The sequence below is a fragment of the Streptomyces sp. NPDC051684 genome, assembly GCF_044453445.1.
Classification (GTDB): domain Bacteria; phylum Actinomycetota; class Actinomycetes; order Streptomycetales; family Streptomycetaceae; genus Streptomyces.
This window is the reverse complement of record NZ_JBITCS010000011.1, coordinates 129,123-148,205: the sequence shown is the minus strand read 5'-3', so window position 1 is coordinate 148,205 and position 19,083 is coordinate 129,123. Positions and strand designations below refer to the sequence as shown.

At 70.4% G+C, this 19,083-nt stretch carries 17 protein-coding genes; 11 read left to right on the top strand and 6 right to left on the bottom strand.

The features are described 5' to 3' along the window. Positions 1-151 precede the first annotated feature (151 nt). Both ACIA8D_RS15995 and ACIA8D_RS15990 read right to left on the bottom strand, forming a co-directional pair. Entirely contained in the window at positions 152-1,312 is a 1,161-nt protein-coding gene (locus ACIA8D_RS15995) for a hypothetical protein (RefSeq protein ID WP_399232450.1), read from the bottom strand. Further along, a complete protein-coding gene (locus ACIA8D_RS15990; RefSeq protein ID WP_399232448.1) occupies positions 1,309-2,253 on the bottom strand; it encodes a 5-dehydro-4-deoxyglucarate dehydratase in 945 nt (314 codons plus the stop codon). Before ACIA8D_RS15990 ends, ACIA8D_RS15995 begins: the two co-directional genes overlap by 4 nt. A gap of 214 nt (positions 2,254-2,467) precedes the next feature. Between ACIA8D_RS15990 and ACIA8D_RS15985 the strand changes: the two genes are divergently transcribed. From ACIA8D_RS15985 to ACIA8D_RS15960, 6 genes are all read left to right on the top strand, one after another. Beyond that, entirely contained in the window at positions 2,468-3,313 is an 846-nt protein-coding gene (locus ACIA8D_RS15985; RefSeq protein WP_399232446.1) for an NAD-dependent epimerase/dehydratase family protein, read from the top strand. Positions 3,314-3,596: 283 nt separating this feature from the next. Beyond that, positions 3,597-4,358, top strand: coding sequence for a DeoR/GlpR family DNA-binding transcription regulator (locus ACIA8D_RS15980; RefSeq protein ID WP_399232445.1), 762 nt, complete (start codon positions 3,597-3,599; stop codon positions 4,356-4,358). Positions 4,359-4,496: 138 nt separating this feature from the next. Continuing rightward, a complete protein-coding gene (locus ACIA8D_RS15975) occupies positions 4,497-5,873 on the top strand; it encodes an ABC transporter substrate-binding protein (protein WP_399232443.1) in 1,377 nt (458 codons plus the stop codon). Beyond that, complete coding sequence (locus ACIA8D_RS15970; RefSeq protein ID WP_399232441.1) at positions 5,870-6,805, top strand: carbohydrate ABC transporter permease; 936 nt, start codon at positions 5,870-5,872, stop codon at positions 6,803-6,805. The genes ACIA8D_RS15975 and ACIA8D_RS15970 overlap by 4 nt, the downstream gene beginning before the upstream one ends. Next, positions 6,805-7,638: a carbohydrate ABC transporter permease gene (locus ACIA8D_RS15965; RefSeq protein ID WP_399232439.1), complete on the top strand. Its 834-nt coding sequence runs from the start codon at positions 6,805-6,807 to the stop codon at positions 7,636-7,638. The genes ACIA8D_RS15970 and ACIA8D_RS15965 overlap by 1 nt, the downstream gene beginning before the upstream one ends. Positions 7,639-7,687: 49 nt before the next feature. Continuing rightward, on the top strand, positions 7,688-8,677 hold the full coding sequence (locus ACIA8D_RS15960) for a zinc-dependent alcohol dehydrogenase family protein (RefSeq protein ID WP_399232438.1): 990 nt from the start codon (positions 7,688-7,690) through the stop codon (positions 8,675-8,677). A 67-nt stretch (positions 8,678-8,744) separates the two neighbouring features. Here the strand turns inward: ACIA8D_RS15960 and ACIA8D_RS15955 are convergent, their stop codons facing one another. Next, positions 8,745-9,686: a PRC and DUF2382 domain-containing protein gene (locus tag ACIA8D_RS15955; RefSeq protein ID WP_399232436.1), complete on the bottom strand. Its 942-nt coding sequence runs from the start codon at positions 9,684-9,686 to the stop codon at positions 8,745-8,747. A 248-nt stretch (positions 9,687-9,934) separates the two neighbouring features. Continuing rightward, entirely contained in the window at positions 9,935-11,185 is a 1,251-nt protein-coding gene (locus ACIA8D_RS15950) for a TerD family protein (protein WP_399232584.1), read from the bottom strand. Between the two features lie 145 nt (positions 11,186-11,330). Between ACIA8D_RS15950 and ACIA8D_RS15945 the strand changes: the two genes are divergently transcribed. Continuing rightward, complete coding sequence (locus ACIA8D_RS15945) at positions 11,331-12,824, top strand: amino acid permease (RefSeq protein WP_399232582.1); 1,494 nt, start codon at positions 11,331-11,333, stop codon at positions 12,822-12,824. Positions 12,825-12,828: 4 nt separating this feature from the next. Here ACIA8D_RS15945 and ACIA8D_RS15940 read toward each other — a convergent pair whose 3' ends face one another. After that, a complete protein-coding gene (locus ACIA8D_RS15940; protein WP_399232434.1) occupies positions 12,829-14,268 on the bottom strand; it encodes an alkaline phosphatase PhoX in 1,440 nt (479 codons plus the stop codon). 116 nt (positions 14,269-14,384) lie between these two features. Here ACIA8D_RS15940 and ACIA8D_RS15935 point away from each other — a divergent pair, with 116 nt between their 5' ends. The 4 genes from ACIA8D_RS15935 (at position 14,385) to ACIA8D_RS15920 (ending at position 17,237) form a co-directional block, all read left to right on the top strand. Next, positions 14,385-15,149 carry an SDR family NAD(P)-dependent oxidoreductase gene (locus ACIA8D_RS15935; protein ID WP_399232432.1) on the top strand — a complete coding sequence of 255 codons (765 nt, stop codon included), beginning with the start codon at positions 14,385-14,387 and terminating at the stop codon, positions 15,147-15,149. Positions 15,150-15,325: 176 nt separating this feature from the next. Continuing rightward, positions 15,326-15,565: a hypothetical protein gene (locus ACIA8D_RS15930; RefSeq protein ID WP_399232430.1), complete on the top strand. Its 240-nt coding sequence runs from the start codon at positions 15,326-15,328 to the stop codon at positions 15,563-15,565. Positions 15,566-15,615: 50 nt separating this feature from the next. Next, the gene (locus ACIA8D_RS15925; RefSeq protein ID WP_399232428.1) at positions 15,616-16,770 is read left to right on the top strand and encodes a hypothetical protein; all 1,155 of its coding nucleotides are present in this window, start codon (positions 15,616-15,618) and stop codon (positions 16,768-16,770) included. 20 nt (positions 16,771-16,790) lie between these two features. Continuing rightward, the gene (locus tag ACIA8D_RS15920; RefSeq protein WP_385766068.1) at positions 16,791-17,237 is read left to right on the top strand and encodes a hypothetical protein; all 447 of its coding nucleotides are present in this window, start codon (positions 16,791-16,793) and stop codon (positions 17,235-17,237) included. A 129-nt stretch (positions 17,238-17,366) separates the two neighbouring features. Here the strand turns inward: ACIA8D_RS15920 and ACIA8D_RS15915 are convergent, their stop codons facing one another. Then, on the bottom strand, positions 17,367-18,797 hold the full coding sequence (locus tag ACIA8D_RS15915; RefSeq protein WP_399232425.1) for a hypothetical protein: 1,431 nt from the start codon (positions 18,795-18,797) through the stop codon (positions 17,367-17,369). Between the last annotated feature and the right edge of the window lie 286 nt (positions 18,798-19,083).

The window sequence follows — 19,083 nt, the reverse complement described above, 5'->3', positions numbered from 1 at the left end:
CGTATCGCGTCTCATATATGACGTACGAAGTACGACGCGTTGAAGCTAGAAGCGCGGACTTGTTTCGTCAACGCTTCCGGCGAAAGAAGTTCACACACCTTCCATACGTCTTACGGAAGTTGACCATCCGCTCTTCCTCGCCGACTGCCGTTCAGAGCTCCGCGACCGCCCCCGCCACCGCCGCGAGGTCCCCGTCCGACGCGAGACCCGCGTGGTACAGCCGCAACTGCGTCGCCCCCAGGTCACGCGCCGCGCGCGCGTCCTCCGCGAGGGTGGCGGGGCTGCCGCCCATGCCGCGTACGACGGTGAGGTTCGCGGCGACGACACCGCTCCCCTGTTCCGCGAACGCACGCACCAGGCCCGCGCCGCCCGTGCAGGGCACGACGACGCCGTCGGCGACGGAGAGGATGTGCCCCGGGTCGACGCCCGCGTTGGCGCCGCAGTGGTACGAGACGGGGTCGGCGTGCAGCAGCACCTGGAAGCCGGCGGGGGCCGCGGCCCGTACCGCCGTCACGGCCGCCTCCTGGAGGGTGCGGGCCGTGGTGTCGCGGTACGCGCGCGTGGCGGCCGCGGTCTCGGCGCCGAGCAGCTTCTCGACCGTCGCCCAGCCGTCGTCGGTGCCGTCGCCCCGCCATCCGGGTTCCAGTGCCGTGCGGACGGCGGACGCCAACTCGACTGGATCCAGGCCGTGTTCGGCGTACCCCTCGCGGCACGAAGGGCAGAAGCACAGTGACATCAGGTACTGCCCGGCCTCGCCGAGCCCGACGCCGCCGGTCTTGTCGTGGGCGTGCAGGTGGGCGAGGCCGTACCAGCCGAGCGATTCGAGTTCGGTGCCGCGCGCGCCCGGACGGGTGGCCGCCTCCGCCGCCAGCCCGACGAGGTACGCGCGCGTGGCGGGCTGCGCGATGCACGGCGCCCAGGGATAGCGGTCGCCGTAGGCGTTGACGACGGAGGTGTCCGGATGCTCGGCGCCCATCCGGGAGTTGTGGGCTAGCACGACCCAGGTGTGGACGTCGAGCCCCGCGCCCGCGAGGGCCTCGGAGGCCGCACCGAAGGCGTCACCGGGGGCCCAGTCACCAGCCTCGTACGGCCTCAACTCCCTTACCTGCCAGCGGTGTTGGTCGAGGGGGTACAGCACGGCCGCGTGCTCCGCCGTCACGATGCGGTGGCGCGGGTGGCGGGGCGTCAGTGCGCGCGTGGAGTGGTAGGCGGCGGCGAGGGTGACCTGCTGGACGCCGAGGTCCGCGATGCGGCGGGCGGCGTCCGGATCGCCGTTGACGTCCCAGGGGTAGACGAAGGCGGATGTCCTCACGCGTCGGCTCCTTCCAGCAACTTCGCGCCCTGCTCGATGAGTTCGGCGAGGCGCCCGATGTGTTCCCCGCTCGGCTCGTGCAGCGGTGGCCGCACCCCGCCGACGTCGAGCCCGCCGAGGCGCACCCCCGCCTTCACGAGGGAGACCGCGTACCCCCGCCCCTGGTTGCGGAGCTCGACGAGGGGGCGGTAGAAGCCGTCGAGGAGCCGGTTCACCGTGGTGTCGTCGCCCGCGTTCAGCGCCGTGTGGAAGGCCTGCGCGAGCTCGGGCGCGAAGGCGAAGGCGGCGGAGGAGTAGAGGGTGATGCCGATGCCGCGGTAGGCGAGGCCGGTGAGTTCGGCGGTGGGAAGCCCGTTGAAGTACAGGAAGTCCGCCGCCCCGTCCGTGCGTACGGCGCTGACGATGCGCTGCATCAGGTCCAGGTCGCCGAGCCCGTCCTTGAGCCCGATCACCTTGGGGTGGCGGGAGAGCGCGACGACCGTCTCCGGGGTGAAGACCGCGTTGTCGCGCTGGTAGACGACGGTGTCGAGGGAGGTCGCGTCGGCCAGTTCCGTGTAGTGCCGCAGCAGTCCCTCCTGGCCGGCGACGACGAGGTAGGGCGGCATCGCCAACAGGCCGTCGGCGCCCGCCCGTTCGGCCGCGCGCGCATACCGGACAGCGAGCGCGGCGCCGTATCCGGCGCCCGCGACGACGGGCACCCGGCCCGCCGCCGCCTCGACCGCGGCGGCGACGCAGTCCTCGAACTCCTCGGGCGTGAGGGCGTGGAACTCCCCGGTACCGCAGCAGGCGAACACGGCGGCGGCCCCGGCCTCGACGCCGCGCCGCACGTGCGCGCGGTAGGTGTCGAGGTCCACGGAGCCGTCGGACCCGTACGCGGTGACGGGGAAGAACAGCGGCCCGCTGGGAATGTTGAGGCGAGCGGCGAGAGGAACTGAGGTCACGAGCTCTCCCTGGACGTGCACACCGCGCGATGTGCACGTTTGTGATTCGCGTTTACATTTCTGAACAATGCCACGGTAGGACGGCCCTCAGCGGCCGGTCAAGCACGCAAAACACGCGAACTCACTCTGCTCGCACGCCTCTTGACTGGCCACCCGACGCTTCATAGCGTGTCCACGAATGTGAATGCCGCTCACGCAACCGGAGATCACACGCATGCCAGTCCCTTCCCGTTCCCGCACCATCCTGCTCACCGGCGCGGCCGGCGGACTCGGCACCCTGATGCGGGAGCTGCTGCCCCAGTACGGCTACGAGCTGCGCCTGCTCGACGTCCGCCCCATCGAGGACGCGCCCGACGCGATCGTCGCCGACCTCAACGACACGGACGCCCTGCGCGAGGCGGTGCGCGGTGTCGACGGCGTGCTGCACCTCGCCGGGATCTCCCTGGAGTCGACCTTCGACAAGATCCTCGACTCCAACATCAAGGGCACGTACCACCTGTACGAGGCCGTACGCGAAGAGGCCGCGTCCCGCCCGGACGGCACCGCCCCCCGCGTCGTCTTCGCCTCCTCCAACCACGCGATCGGCTACACGCCGCGCCCGCGCGTGGAGGACGGCGATCCGCTGGTCCCGGTCGCGACGCCGCGCCGCCCCGACACGCACTACGGCCTGTCGAAGTCGTTCGGCGAGGACCTCGCCCAGTTCGCCTGGGACAAGTACGGCATCGAGACCGTCTCCGTGCGCATCGGCTCCTGCTTCAAGGAGCCCACGGACGTCCGCATGATGTCGGTGTGGATGAGCCCCGCCGACGGCGCCCGGCTCTTCCACGCGGCCCTGACCGCCGGGAAGGTCGGCCACACAGTCGTCTACGGCTCGTCCGCCAACACCCGCGTCTGGTGGGACCTCTCCAGCGCCCGCGCCCTCGGCTACGAGCCGCAGGACGACTCGGAGGTGTACGCGGAGAAGCTGCTGGCCGAGCACGGCCCGCTCAGCGACGACAATCCGGCGCACCAGTACATGGGCGGGCGATTCATCAACGACCCGCCGATCTGGCCCCACTGAGCACGGCACTTCGAGGCGGGACCGGGCATGACATTTCGCGGCGGGCGGGCACCGAACGGGCCCGCCCGCCGCCTTGTTCGGTCATCCGCCCCGCCCGAACCCACATGATCCCCCGCTCCCCCGCAGGTCCGCGCCGGACCGCACGCCCCGCGAAACGGGCAGGAACGGGCGGCATCGGGCCCGCTCCAGGCCTGTTCACCTCGGCGTACCCCCGGTAGAACTTCCGGTGCGGGTCCTTCCGGGCCCGAACGGGCAGTGACGGGCACGGAGGAGGTCGGCGGGCATGAGCGCGGAGGAACGACAGCGGGAGATCGTGCGGGCCGCGCGGCACTCCGGGTCCGTCGACGTCACCGAGCTCGCGGACGCGCTCGGCGTCGCGAAGGAGACCGTGCGCCGCGACCTGCGGGCCCTGGAGGACCACGGCCTGGTGCGGCGCACACACGGCGGGGCGTATCCGGTGGAGAGCGCCGGGTTCGAGACGACGCTGGCGTTCCGCACGACGATGCACGTGCCGGAGAAGCGGCGGATCGCCACGGCCGCCGCGGAGCTGCTCGGCGACGCAGAGACGGTCTTCGTCGACGAGGGCTTCACGCCGCAGCTGATCGCCGAGGCGCTGCCGCGCGATCGGCCGTTGACCGTCGTCACCGCCTCCCTCGCCACCGCGGGCACGCTCGCGGAGAACGACAACACGACCGTGATCCTGCTCGGCGGCCGGGTCCGCGCGGGCACGCTCGCGACCGTCGACCACTGGACGTCGAAGATGCTCGCCGGCTTCGTCGTCGACCTCGCCTACATCGGCGCCAACGGCATCTCCCGCGAGCACGGTCTGACCACCCCGGACCCGGCCGTCAGCGAGGTGAAGTCGCAGGCCATCAGGGCGGCGCGGCGCACCGTGTTCGCGGGCGTGCACACCAAGTTCGGCGCGGTCAGCTTCTGCCGCTTCGCGCCGGTCGGCGCCCTTGAGGCCATTGTCACCAGCACCCAGCTGCCCGCGTCCGAGGCCCACCGCTACTCGCTGATGGGCCCGCAGGTCATCCGCGTCTGATCCACCCCCGTACGACTCCCCCGGTACGCAGGTGGGTTCCGCACACCCGTAGACGTACCGCTTCATCCCGGTTAATCCCTTCCATTCCCCCTCCCTTCCCCTCCCTCCCCCTTCCATCCCTTACGTCCAGGAGCATCGATGCGAACCCAGAGCCGACGCAGGCCGCCGGGCCCCCTGCTCGTGATGGCCGCCGCAGGGACGCTGCTCACCACCCCTCTCCTGTCCGGCTGCTGGGCCGGCGCCGGCGGGGCCGGCAGCGGCGGTGACTCCCTCAACGTCCTCATGGTCAACAACCCGCAGATGGTCGAGTTGCAGAAGCTCACGGCCAAGCACTTCACGCGGGAGACCGGCATCAAGGTGAACTTCACGGTGCTGCCGGAGAACGACGTCCGCGACAAGATCAGCCAGGACTTCGCCAACCAGGCGGGCCAGTACGACGTCGCGACGCTCTCCAACTACGAGATCCCGATCTACGCCCGCAACGGCTGGCTCCGCTCGCTCGGCCCGTACGTCAGCAAGGACAAGGCATTCGACCAGAAGGACATCCTCGCCCCGATGCGCGAGTCGCTCACCGGCGACGACGGGAAGCTCTACGGCGAACCGTTCTACGGCGAGTCGTCCTTCCTGATGTACCGCAAGGACGTCTTCGCCAAGAAGGGCCTGAAGATGCCCGAGCACCCGACCTGGCAGCAGGTCGCGGACCTCTCGGCGAAGGTGGACGGCGCCGAGAAGGGCATGAAGGGCATCTGCCTGCGCGGCCTGCCCGGCTGGGGCGAGTCGATGGCGCCGCTGACCACCGTCGTGAACACCTTCGGTGGCACCTGGTTCGACAAGGACTGGAAGGCCCGCCTCGACGACAAGGGCTTCAAGGACGCCACGAAGTTCTACGTCGATCTCGTGCGCAAGCACGGCCAGTCCGGCGCCGCCCAGTCCGGCTTCGCCGAGTGCCTCAACAACCTCACCCAGGGCAAGACCGCCATGTGGTACGACGCCACCTCCGCGGCGGGCTCCCTCGAAGCCTCCAAGTCCCCGGTCAAGGGCAAGATCGGCTACGTCTCCGCGCCCGTCGAGAGGACGAAGTCCAGCGGCTGGCTCTACACCTGGGCGTGGGGCCTGCAAAAGGCCTCACCCAACCCGGACAAGGCCTGGAAGTTCATCTCCTGGGCGTCCGGCAAGGAGTACGAGAAGCTCGTCGGCGAGAAGTTCGGCTGGGCCAACGTGCCGGCCGGCAAGCGCGCCTCCACGTACGACATCCCGCAGTACCGCGAGGAGGCCGCGCCGTTCCAGGCCCAGACGCAGGCCGCCATCGAGAACGCGCGGCCGGGCGACCCGGGAGTGCAGCCGCGGCCCGCGCCCGGCATCCAGTTCGTCGGCATCCCCGAGTTCACCGACCTCGGCACCAAGGTCTCGCAGGAGATCAGCGCGGCCGTCGCCGGACGCCAGTCGGTCGATTCGGCCCTGGCCAAGTCCCAGAAGCTCGCCGCCGAGATCGCGAAGGAGTACGAGGGCCGATGACCACGACCACCGCTCCGGCGCCCCCTGCCGCCCACGCGCCGGCCACCCCGAACACACCGAGCAGGCTGCGCGCCTGGGCGACCCGCGCGCCGCTGCTGCCCGCCCTGGTCTTCATGATCGTGGTCACCCAACTCCCGTTCGTGGCCACGCTGGTGATCTCGTTCTTCGACTGGAACGCGCTGTACCCGGACGCCCGCCATTTCACCGGACTGGGCAACTACTCCGAGGTCCTCACCGACCCGGATCTGCGCAAGTCCGTCCTGACCACGATCGTCCTCACCGTGTCGGTGGTCGTGGCGAGCCTCGTCATCGGGCTCTGTCTCGCGCTGCTGCTCGACCGGCGCTTCAAGGGCCGCGGCCTGGTCCGTACGCTCCTGATCGCGCCGTTCCTGATCGTCCCGGTCGCTGCGGCACTGCTGTGGAAGCACGTCCTCTACAACCCCGAATACGGGCTGCTCAACGGCCTGTTGCACTACGTGGGCGGGCCCCAGCCCGACTGGATCTCGAACACCCCGCTGCTCGCCGTGGAGCTCTCGCTCGTCTGGCAGTGGACGCCGTTCATGATGCTGATCCTGCTCGCGGGACTGCAGTCGCGCTCGGCCGAGCAGATCGAGGCCGCCCGCGTGGACGGCGCGGGGGCATGGCAGATCTTCCGCCATCTCACGCTGCCGCACCTGCGCAGGTATCTGGAGCTCGGCGCGCTGCTCGGCTCGATCTACATCGTGCAGAACTTCGACGCCGTCTTCACCATCACGTCCGGCGGCCTCGGCACCGCGAACCTGCCGTACACCGTCTACCAGTCCTTCTACCAGGCCCACGAGAACGGTCTCGCCTCGGCGGCCGGTGTCCTGGTCGTCATCGGCTCCATCATCATCGCGACGTTCGCGCTGCGCGTCGTGTCGTCCCTGTTCCGCGAGGAGGTGTCACGCTGATGACGTTCTCAACGTTCCTGCGCAGCAAGGGACTCGGGCTGCTCGCGTGGCTGGCCGGCATCGTCTTCTTCCTGCCGATCGCCTGGATGGCGCTGACGTCCTTCCACTCGGAGGCGGACGCCGCCACCAACCCGCCGTCCTTCGCCGCCGCGCTCACCCTCGACGGCTACCGCGACTTCTTCGGCGCGGACGGCGGCGCGAGCCCCTGGCCCGCGCTCATCAACTCGACGGTGGCCTCGCTCGTCGCGACGCTGTTCGTGCTGGTTCTCGCGCTCCCGGCGGCGTACGCGCTGTCGATCCGCCGGGTCCGCAAGTGGACCGACGTGCTGTTCTTCTTCCTGTCCACGAAGATGCTGCCGGTGGTGGCGGGCCTGCTCCCGATCTACCTCTTCGCGAAGAACACCGGCTTCCTCGACAACATCTGGCTGCTCGTCATCCTCTACACGTCGATGAACCTGCCGATCGCGGTGTGGATGATGCAGTCGTTCCTGGCGGAGGTGCCGGTGGCGGTGATCGAGGCCGCGCAGATCGACGGGGCACGCCTTCCGACGGTCCTGACACGGGTGGTGGCCCCGATCGCGCTGCCGGGGATCGCCGCGACCGCCCTCATCTGCTTCATCTTCAGCTGGAACGAACTCCTCTTCGCGCGGGTGCTGACCGGCGTCGTCGCCCAGACCGCACCCGTCTTCCTGACCGGCTTCATCACCAGCCAGGGCCTGTTCCTGGCGAAGGTGTGCGCCGCGTCCCTCGTGATCTCCCTGCCGGTGCTCGCGGCAGGGTTCGCCGCCCAGGACAAGCTCGTCCAGGGCCTGTCCCTCGGAGCGGTGAAGTGAACCGAACGAGCAGCTGCTACAACTCCCGTACGTGCTTTGGAGGTTGTCCATGAAGGCCGCGATCGTCGAATCGGTGGGCAAGGTCGTCGTCGGCGAGGTGCCGGACCCGACACCGGGCCCCCGCGACGTGATCGTCGAGGTCGCGGCCTGCGGGCTCTGCGGCACCGATCTGCACATCCTGCAGGGTGAGTTCGCCCCCACGCTGCCGGTGGTGCCGGGCCACGAGTTCGCGGGCACGATCGCCGAAGTGGGCTCGCAGGTCACGGAGTTGAGGGTCGGCGACCGGGTGGCGGTCGACCCGTCCCTGCACTGCCACGAGTGCCGCTACTGCCGGGCAGGACGGGGCAATCTGTGCGAGCGGTGGGCGGCGATCGGGGTGTCGACGGCGGGCGGGGCCGCCCAGTACGCCGTCGCGCCGGTCGCCAACTGCGTGCCGCTCCCCGACCACGTACAGACCCAGGACGCGGCGCTCATCGAGCCGCTGTCGTGCGCGGTGCGCGGCTACGACGTCCTCCAGTCACGGCTCGGCTCGCACGTGCTGATCTACGGATCGGGCACGATGGGCCTGATGATGCTGGAGCTGGCCAAGCGGACGGGCGCGGCCTCGGTCGATGTCGTCGACCTCAATCCGGACCGCCTGGCGACGGCCCAGCGCCTGGGTGTCTCGGCGTCCGCCGCGAACCCGGACGAGCTGGAGCGCCCCACCGGCTGGGACGTCGTCATCGACGCCACCGGCAACGCGGCGGCGATCCAGGACGGCCTCGGCCGCGTCGCCAAGGCGGGCACGTTCCTCCAGTTCGGCGTCGCGGACTACGCGACGCGCGTGGAGATCGACCCGTACCGCATCTACAACCAGGAGATCACCATCACCGGCTCGATGGCGGTCCTGCACAGCTACGAGCGGGCGGCGGAGCTGTTCGCGGGCGGCGTCCTCGACCCGTCCGTCTTCATCAGCGACCGTCTTCCGCTCGACAACTACCCGCAGGCGCTCGACCAGTTCGCGTCGGGCGTGGGCCGGAAGATCGTGGTGGTGCCCTGACGCGTCCCCGGCACACGGCAGTGCGGGCCCGCGCCTTCCGGCCGGGCCCGCACGCCGTCCGCCACGGTCAGTGCCGCGGCCCGCGACGACCCCGGCCCTCGCCGGGCATGCCGTCGTCCTTCGGGCTGTCGAACTCGATCTTCTCCTTGCGGACGGTGTCGGAGACCTCCTTCGTCTCCGTGACCTTCTCGGTCTCGAGGCGGACACGCTCGACCGGGACGGTCTCCTTGCGGACGACCGCACGCTCCGCGTGCAGCGTCACCTCGGTCTCCGCCTCGCTGATCGATGCCTTCCCGCCGTCGCCCTCACGGATCGGTTCGCGCACGACGCGAACCTCCTCGTGGGAGACGGGCACCGACGTGGTGACGTTCTCCGTCTCCACCGTCTTGCGCAGGTGCGCCTGGCCGACCTCCTGCTCCTCGACGCCCACGCGCAGGCGTTCCTCGGAGCGGATCATCTCGTCGGCCTTGCGGTCGCCTTCGGCGTCGGCTCCGGCTCCGGAGCGCATCGCCGGCTCCCGGGCGCCGGCACCCGCGCCGGCCATGCCCGCGGCGCCAGCACCGGCGCCGGCTCCAGCCATGCCCGCGGCACCCGCCGTGCCCGCCGACCCGGCCGTACCCGCCGTGCCCATCCGGCCGGTGTCCGCCCGGCCCGGCCTCTGGGGCTGGTTGCCGGCGGCGCCCGTCCCGGGGCGCGTCATGCCGTAGTGCGTGTACAGCTCGTTCTTCTCGTCCTCGTCGAGATGCTGGTCGGCGTCGACCCGCGGCGCGTCCTTCACCGCTTCCTTCGTGTACCGCACGTTGAGCCGGTCGGTGTCGTGCGTGGCACCCCTCAACGGCACGAAGGTCTCCTTCATGCCGAAGAGCCCCGTCTTGACCGTCACCCAGTCGGCGTTGCCGGTCCTGTCATCGAGGTAGACCCGCTCGACGCTGCCGATCTTTTCCCCGGTGCGGTCATAGGCGGTGAGCCCGACAAGGGCATCCGGGTTGCTGATCTCGCCCTGCGTCATGCGTGATCACTCCCTTCGGGACATGGAGGCGGCTGGTGGCCGCCGGTTGGGCCATGTGCCTCGGGTCCATCGCGCGCCGGACCCGGGGAGTTCGCAACAAGGGGCTTCACTTGGTGTAGCCGACTTGCCTGGTGGGAGAGCCTTTGCGGCTCCATGGAGGGCCGCGGCGCCCAGGGCGGCGATTACGCCGCCTGCGGCCATACGGGTGAACTGTTGGCATTCACAACAGTTCACCCGCGCTCCCCGTCCTACAGCGCCTTCGCCGCCGGCTTCACCATCCCGCGCACGGTGCGCGACTTCACGAACTCGCCCATCGCCGTCATCTCCCACTCGCCGGAGAACTGCTTGATGAGCTTCGCCATCATCACGCCCGTCTGCGCCTCCGCGTTCGTGAGGTCGAAGCGGACCAGCTCCTCGCCGGTCGCCGCGTCCATGAGGCGGCAGTACGCCTTGGCGACCTCGGTGAACTTCTGGCCCGTGAACGAGTTCACGGTGAAGACCAGGCCCGTGACCTCCTGGGGGATGCGGCCCAGGTCCACGACGATCACCTCGTCGTCGCCCGCGCCCTCGCCCGTGAGGTTGTCGCCGGAGTGCTTGATGGCGCCGCCCACGATCGAGAGCTTGCCGAAGTAGCAGCTGTCGACATGGTTGCGCTGCGGTCCGTACGCGATGACCGACGCGTCGAGGTCGATGTCCTTGCCCCGGTAGGCGGGCTCCCAGCCGAGACCCATCTTGACCTGCGAGAGCAGCGGCTTGCCGCCCTTGACCAGGGACACCGTCTGGTTCTTCTGGAGGGAGACACGCCCCTTGTCGAGGTTGATCTTGCCGGAGCCGGGCGCCGGGGCGGGTGCGGCCGCCGCGGGTGCGGCAGCGGCCGGTGCGGCGGCCTGCGCGGGCGGGGGCGGAGCCATCCGCGGGTCGACCGGAGGCGTCGTCGGCGCGGGCATCCCGGCCGGCGGCGCGGGCGGGGCCTGGGCGGGGGCGGGCGCAGCGGCCGGGGCCGCCGGCTCCTCCACCGACACCCCGAAGTCCGTGGCGATACCCGCAAGCCCGTTCGCATACCCCTGGCCCACCGCGCGCGCCTTCCACGCGCCGTTCCTCAGGTACACCTCCATGACCACCAGCGCCGTCTCCGTACCGAGCTGCGGCGGCGTGAACGTGGCGAGGACCGAGCCGTCGTCCGCGCCGCGGATCGTGGCCGTCGGCTCGACGCCCTGGAACGACTGGCCCGCGGCGTCCGGGCTCGCGGTGACGACGATCTTCTCGATGCCCGGCGGCACGGCGGCCGTGTCCACCGTGATGGAGTCCGGCGCGGTGCCGCCGCCCGACGTGTACGTCACGCCGGGCCCCGAGGGCTGGTTGTAGAAGATGAAGTCGTCGTCCGAGCGCACCTTGCCGTCGGCGGTGAGCAGCAGGCCCGATACGTCGAGCCGCACGGGCGCCGTGACGTCCACCGTCACGCGCTGAGCGGTGAGCGGGATGTTCGAGCCGGGAGTCATTGCGGTCATGCCTGGGGTAACGAGCGACTCCGCTTTACCGTTCCCTTACCCGGGACTTTTGCAGAGGACTTTTCCCGCCCCCGCACGCCTGCGGCGCGTAGCTGCGACGCCAGGCATTTAATTTGCGAGAGTGCCCGTCGTGAACATGCACAAAGGGCACCAAACCGGACCACCCGGGGAAGACCCCCACCTGGACGACCCGATCACCGCCGAGGGGGTCACCGACGCCGGTGACCTCGGGTACGCCAAGAGCCTCCAGCCGCGCCACATCAGCATGATCGCGATCGGTGGGGCGATCGGCACGGGGCTCTTCCTCGGCGCCGGCGGCAACCTCGCCAAGGCGGGACCCGCCCTCGCGTTCGCCTACGCGATCTGCGGCGTGTTCGCCTTCTTCGTGGTGCGGGCCCTGGGCGAACTGGTCGTGCACCGGCCCTCCTCCGGCTCCTTCGTCAGCTACGCGCGCGAGTTCCTCGGCGAGCGGGGCGCGTTCGTGGCCGGCTGGATGTACGTCCTGAACTGGTCCTCGGCCGGGATGGCCGACATCACGGCCGTCGCGCTGTACGTGCACTACTGGTCGATGTTCACGACGATCCCGCAGTGGGTGCTGGCCGCGGTCGCCCTCGCGATCGTGCTGACCGTCAACCTCATCTCCGTGAAGAGCTTCGGTGAGATGGAGTTCTGGTTCGCCATCGTGAAGGTCGCGGCCCTGGTGCTGTTCCTGCTGATCGGGATCTTCTTCCTGGTGACGGGCAAGCCCGTCGACGGGAACTACGACCCGGGCATCTCGCTCATCAGCGACAACGGCGGATTCTTCCCGCTGGGCGTGCTGCCCGTCGTCCTCATCACGCAGACCGTGGTCTTCGCGTACGCGGCGGTCGAGATGGTCGGTGTGACGGCCGGCGAGACCGCGGAGCCAGAGAAGGTCGTGCCGAAGGCCGTGAACTCGATCATGTGGCGTGTCGGCATCTTCTACGTCGGCTCGGTCGTGATGCTGACGCTGCTGCTGCCCTGGACGGCGTACTCGGCGGGCGAGAGCCCGTTCGTGACCGTCCTGTCGAAGATCGGGATCCCGGCGGCCGGCGGCATCATGAACCTGGTGGTGCTGACCGCCGCGATGTCCTCGCTCAACTCCGGGCTCTACACCACGGGCCGCATCCTGCGCTCGATGTCGATGGCGGGCTCGGCCCCGTCGTTCACGGCCCGGATGAGCGGCAGCCACGTCCCGTACGGCGGGATCATGCTGACGGCGACGGTGGCGCTGTTCGGGGTCGCGCTCAACGCCTGGCTGCCGGAGGACGCGTTCGCCATCGTCACGAACATCTCCTCGCTCGGCGTCATCTCCACCTGGGTGATGATCATGCTCTGCCATCTGGTGTTCGTGCGGGAAGCCCGCAAGGGCCTCGTGCACCGGCCGTCGTTCCGGCTGTGGGCCTCGCCGTGGATCGAGCTGACGACGATCGCGTTCCTGCTCGCCGTGATCGTGATGATGTGGTTCGACAAGGACGGCGCGGGCCGGGACACGGTGCTGATGCTGATCCCGATCGCCGTGTGCCTGACGATCGGCTGGTACGCGGTGCGCGGGCGGGTCCACCGGATCGCCGCGGAGCGCGAGGCGCCGCCGGTGGACCCGCTCGAGTGAGCCGTCAGCCCTGGCGCTTCCAGGGGCCCTTGATCGCCAGCATGATGCCGGGCGTCTGGATGTTGGCGTAGAGGGTCGAGCCGTCGGGCGAGAAGGTCACGCCCGTGAACTCGCTGTACTCCGGCTCCGCCTCGGTACCGATGTTGAGCTCGTTGCGCGCGAGCGGGTACGTACGGCCCCGCTCGGTCGCGCCGAACAGGTGCTGGATGCCCTCGCCGTCCTCGGCGATGACCAGACCGCCGTACGGGGAGACGGTGATGTTGTCCGGACCGTCGAAGGCGCCGTCCTTCGACGGGTCGGGGTTCACGCCGAGCAGCACCTTCAGGGTGAGGGTGCGGCGCTTGGGGTCGTAGAACCAGACCTGCCCGTCGTGCGCGACGGGGCTCTCCTCGCGGGCGTACGAGGAGACGACGTAGGCGCCGCCGTCACCCCACCACATGCCCTCCAGCTTGCGGGCGCGGGTGATCTCGCCGTCCTTGAACTGCTTGCGCGTGGAGACCGACTTGGCGTCGCGGTCCGGGACGTCGACCCAGTCGACGCCGTACGTCGTGCCGAGCTTCGTGGCGCGCGAGAGGTCGTCGACGAAGCGGCCGCCGGAGTCGAAGCAGCGGGTCGCCTGGAGCACGCCCGCGTCGTCGGCCAGCGTGCGCAGCTTGCCGCGGCCGTGCTCGAAGCCCTTCGGCGGCACCCAGCGGTAGAGGAGGCCGTTGGGGCCCGAGGCGTCCTCGGTGAGGTAGGCGTGGCCGCGCTTGGGGTCGATGACGACGGCCTCGTGGGCGTAGCGGCCGAACGCCTTGATGGGCTTCGGGGACCGGTTCGCACGACGGTCCGCCGGGTCGACCTCGAAGACGTAGCCGTGGTCCTTGGTGAAGCCGTTCTTGCCGGCCTTGTCCTCGGTCTCCTCGCAGGTCAGCCAGGTGTTCCACGGGGTGTGCCCGCCCGCGCAGTTGGTGGCGGTGCCGGCGATGCCGACCCACTCGGCGACCTCGCCGCCGCGGCGCACCTCGACGACGGTGCAGCCGCCGGCCGCCATCGGGTCGTAGACGAGGCCCCCGGTCAGCGGCACCGGGTGCGGCCAGTCGGCGCGGGCGCCCGCCAGCTCGTGGTTGTTAACGAGCAGCGTGGCGCCGCGCGGGCCCGCGAAGGTGGCGGTGCCGTCGTGGTTGGAGGGCGTGAACTCGCCGGACTCCAGTTTGGTCTTCCCGCTGTACGTGATGATCTTGTACGAGAAGCCCTCGGGCAGCGCGAGGATGCCGTCGGGGTCGTCGACCAGCGGGCCGTAGCCGATGCCCCTGTCCTTGCCCTTGAGGACGTCGACGGAGGCGTCGTCGGTGGCCGCGAGCGCGTTCGGTGCGGTGGCCAGGGAGCCGACGGACCCGGCGAGTGCGATGCCGGCGCCGGTGGCCGCGGATCGTCTGGTGAAGTCCCTGCGAGTGAGCGACATGCTGGCTGTCTCCCGTAATGATCGATGAGAGTGAACGGGCCCTGTTTTCGGCCATACGTTCTCGCTCGCGTATAAACGGCGGTTGAACACCGTCCAACGCCAAGGGGCCCGCTTACATGACTTCCGTGAACCTGGAACCGTCCGATCGCCGCGTCCTCGTCTCCGGGGCCTCGCGCGGCCTGGGCCGGGCACTGGCCCGTGCCTTCGCGGCGAACGGGGACCGGGTGGCCGTGCACTACGGCTCGCGGGAGGACGAGGCGCGGGCCACCCTCGACTCGCTGACGGGCGAGGGACACGTCCTCGTCGGCGGCGACGTCTCCGACCCCGAGGGCGCGGCGTCCGTCGTCGAGCGCGCCGCCGAGGGCCTCGGCGGCATCGACGTCCTGGTCAACAACGCGGCCGTGAACACCCCGCATCCCCCGGCCAGCACCCCGTACGAGGAGTGGGTGCGGCAGTGGCAGAGCCACGTCTCCGTGAACCTGCTCGGCACCGCGCACCTCAGCCACCTCGCCGCGCAGCGCATGATCGGGCAGGGCACGGCGGGCCGGATCGTCAACATCGGTTCGCGCGGCGCGTTCAAGGGCGAGCCGGACCACCCGGCGTACGGCGCGACGAAGGCGGCCGTGCACGCGCTCGGCCAGTCCCTCGCGGTGGCGCTCGCGCCGCACGGGATCGGGGTGGCCTCGGTCGCACCCGGCTTCATCGAGACGGAGCGGGTGGCGCACCGGCTGACCGACGAGGTGCGCGCGCAGAGCCCGTTCGGCCGCGTGGCATCGCCCGAGGAGATCGCGGAGGCCGTCCTGTGGCTGGCCTCCCCGACCGCGCAGTGGGCCTCCGGCACCGTCCTGGACCTGAACGGCGCCTCGTACCTGCGTACATGACACGGGCACGGGCCCCGCACACCCCTCGGCGGGCCCGGCGGAATCTTCGTAAAGAAGGTCAACAGGCGCATCTCGCACCCAATCCCAAGATTTCACGCAGAACGCCTTGACCGGCCCCCCGAGCGGCAATAGACAGACGGCAGCAGACCGTTCGAAGGTCGGAGGGTGGCGAGCCGATGGACGTACGCCAGGCACGCGGCCTCCATGAGAGCCGGCTGATGAGGCTGGCCAATGTCACCGGAGTCGGGACCGGGAAGGACGAGCACTCGGGCGAGGACTTCATCGTCGTCTTCGTGACCCGCAAGGTGCCCCGCGACCGGCTCCGTGCGGAGGACGTGATCCCCGAAGCGCTCGACGGGGTACCGGTGCGTGTGCTCGCGATCGGCGACGTGCACGCCCAAGGCGACGAGCACTGAGGACTCCCCCGCACTTCAGCGGCAAGTCAGGGGAATAGAGGTGGTCTGGCGTGCGCCAGCCCGAATTGATGCGCGGACCGGCCGGCGGGCAGCTCAGCGACAGCTCCCGGCAGCAAGCGACCAGCGACTTCCTGCGGCGCGAGGCGCCCCTTGCCAATGTGGTCGGCTTCGGCCACGGCGTGAAATGGTCGAACGGCGAGCCGACGGGCGAGGAGGCCGTCCTCGTCTTCGTGACCCAGAAGGTGCCCGAATCGCTGCTTCCCGAACGGGATGTGATTCCGCGTCAGATGGACGACGGCACCCCCACCGACATCGTGGCCGTCGGCCACATCTCCGCCCAGCGCCGCCAGAGCCGCCCCTCCGGGGCCCGCTCCGAGGAGGTCACGTACGGCCCCGACGGCGGCATCGCCCAGCAGCTTTCCGGCGTCGGCCAGCCGCTGCTCGAGGAGCTCGGCGGGCTCGGCGCGTTCGAGCCGCAGCAGCTCGTGCGCCGGATGCGGCCGTGCCCCTCCGGCTTCTCCGTGGGCAACGTGTCCATCACCGCGGGCACCCTCGGCAGCGTCGTCCACGACTTCCTGCCGGGCGCCACGGTGGACCCGCCGGGCCCCGGGCTCGGCACCCCGGCGAAGTTCTACATCCTCTCCAACAACCACGTCCTCGCCGACTCCAACCGGGCCCAGCTGGGCAGCGCCATCGTGCAGCCCGGCCGGTTCGACGGCGGCACGGACCCCGCGGACCGCATCGCCACGCTGTCCCGCTTCATCACCATCCAGTTCGCCCCGCAGACGCCGCTGGAGCGGCAGAACAACGTGGTCGACGCCGCGCTCGCCGAGGTCCAGTTCCAGGACGCCACGCGCGAGCAGTACTTCAGCGGGGCGCCGCGCGCCTGGCGCCGCAAGGCGAACGTCGCGGTCGGCGACCTGGTGAAGAAGACGGGCCGTACGACGAACGTGTCCTTCGGCCGGATCGTCTCGGTCGACGCCACGATCGACGTCAACTACGGCACGGCGGGCACGGCCCGCTTCAAGGACCAGATCCTCACCACGAACATGTCCGCGGGCGGCGACTCCGGCTCGCTCGTGACGTCCTACGACAACGTGGCGGTCGGCCTGCTGTTCGCGGGCTCCTCGACGGTCACGGTCGAGAACCACATCGAGAACGTACGCGCGCTGCTGCGCGTCGAGGTCTCCGAGCAGTTGGCATAGGAGGAGGTGACGGAGACACCATGACCACTCAGGCACGCAAGGGCAAGGGCCAGACCCGCTCGGAACACCGCTTCCACAACCCGCAGGGCGCGGAGGTCAAGACCCGCGACGAGGCGTTCGCCGCGCAGCGCGAGGTGTCCGCGGAGGCGCTGACGGTCGACTGCAAGCTGGAGCTGAACAACGGCTCGGTCACCTTCGCCATCACCGCGAAGATCAACCCGAACACGCACCCCTTCGTGGTGACCGGCGGTCAGATCACGTCGGGCATCTGCGGCGCCCCGTGGGACATCACGGGCGGCTTCATCGGTGACACCATCCGCCTGGACGCGAAGCGGGCGGGCCAGGGTTCCTGCGCCTCCACGATCACGGTGGTCGGCGAATTCCAGAACCCACCGTCGTACCGCGGCACGTACGGCTTCGACGGCGCGTCATCGTCCTTCAAGCACACGACGCGGTATCTCTGCTGACGCGTCGACGGCACGCACAATCCCGGCTCCCGCGTCCAAGCGGGAGCCGGGACTATCAAGCCCCTGCGGCGATTGAGCAGCGGGGTCCGGGGCAGAGCCCCGCGACCGCAACCCCGACGCCGCGCACCATCAACTCCCGTTGGCGGACCGCGCCTTGAAGGCTGCCTTCCGCGCCTCCTTGGCCACCTTCTTGTCGGGGTGAAGGCGCCCCATCGCCTCCAACACATCGGCGGTGGCCGGATGTTCGACCCGCCACGCCGCCGAGAAGAACCCACTGTGCTGCGCCGCGAGCCCCTCCACCAACGCCTGCAGCTCCTCCGAGTTCCCCTCGATGGACAACTGCGCGGCGATCGTGTCGACGGTCAGCCAGAACACCAGGTCCTGCGACGGCGCCGGCACATCCGCGAACCCGTGCTCGGCCAGCCACACCCGGGCAAGCCCACCCAGCTCCGCGTCCGCCAGGACCTCACGCAGCGCCGGCTCCGCCTCCGCACCGACCAGCGAGAGCGCCTGCTGGCACCGCAGCCGCCGCAACGGCGCCCACTCGTCGGCGCCGCGCGCCGCGCCCAGCAACTCCCGTGCGGCGGCGAGCGGTTCGCGCCGCGCGAGCCACTGCTCGATCTCGACCTGCGCCGCGGCCTGCGGGAACGCGGCCGTACCGTCGAGCAGCGCGTCGGCACCCTTGTCGGCGAGGTCGCCGACGGCCGGGGCGTCCACACCCGCGTCGAGCATCCGCGCCCGCACGCCGTACAGACCGAGGGGCGTGAGCCGCACCATCCCGTAGCGGGAGACGTCGGAGTCGTCGACCGGCTCGGCGACCTGCTCGTCGGCGTCGGCCATCAGCGCCTCGTCGACCGGCTGGAACTCCACCAGGCCGATCGGGTCGAGCAGCCGGAACTGGTCGTCGAGCCGCATCATCGCGTCGGAGACCTGCTCGAGGACGTCGTCGGTCGGCTCGCCCATGTCGTCGGGGACGATCATCGACGCGGCCAGCGCGGGCAGCGGCACGGCCTCCTCGCCGGCGCCGCCCTCGCTGACGGTGAGCAGATACAGGTTGCCGAGCACACCCTCCAGGAACTCGGACTCCGCCTCGGGGTCCCAGTCGAGCTGCGAGAAGTCGATCTCGCCACCCTCCTCCATGGCGCCGACCAGGTCGTCGAGGTCGGGCACGCTGGCGTCGGAGAGCACGGTGTCGAGCGCGCCCAGCCACACCGTGAGCACGTCGGCGGGGCCGCCGGAGGTGAGCGTGCCGAGCTCCTCACCGACCGTGACGGTGCCCTCCTCCTCGTCCACGATCTCCACGAGGCCCGTGTCGACGGCGATGCGCCAGGCCTCGCTCGCGTACGCGGCGCCGTCCTCGTCATCGGTGAGCGCCAGCTCGGCCGCGGCGGCCGGCAGCTGCTCCTCGGCGAGTTCACCGCCCGCGTCGACCCGGGTGTCGGGGCCGGCCCAGCGGGCGAGCTTCACCGCGCGGGACAGGAGGGGGGTGGCAAGGGCGTCCCGCGCCAGCTCCGCTTCGGCGGGCAGCCGCACCGGCGGCAGGGGGGAGCTGTCTGACATCGGCTGGTTCTCCTCGGGGACGTACATGGGGCCTACGTTGCGACCGCCCAGCCTAGAGCCTGCCCGGCGGATCCTGCTGGAGTCGCGGGCCCTGGCACGCACATCTGCGGCGTTGTCGTCAATCACCATCGCTCCGCGATGCCTCAATCCTCCGCCGGGCAGGCTCTAGACGGATTGACACCCATGCTGCCGGGTTCACGTACCGGTCGACTCCCCCTCATGTCCCCGACATCCGCGAAACCTTGACAACTCGCGGGCGCAGGACGGAAATTGACGCGCGTAGAAG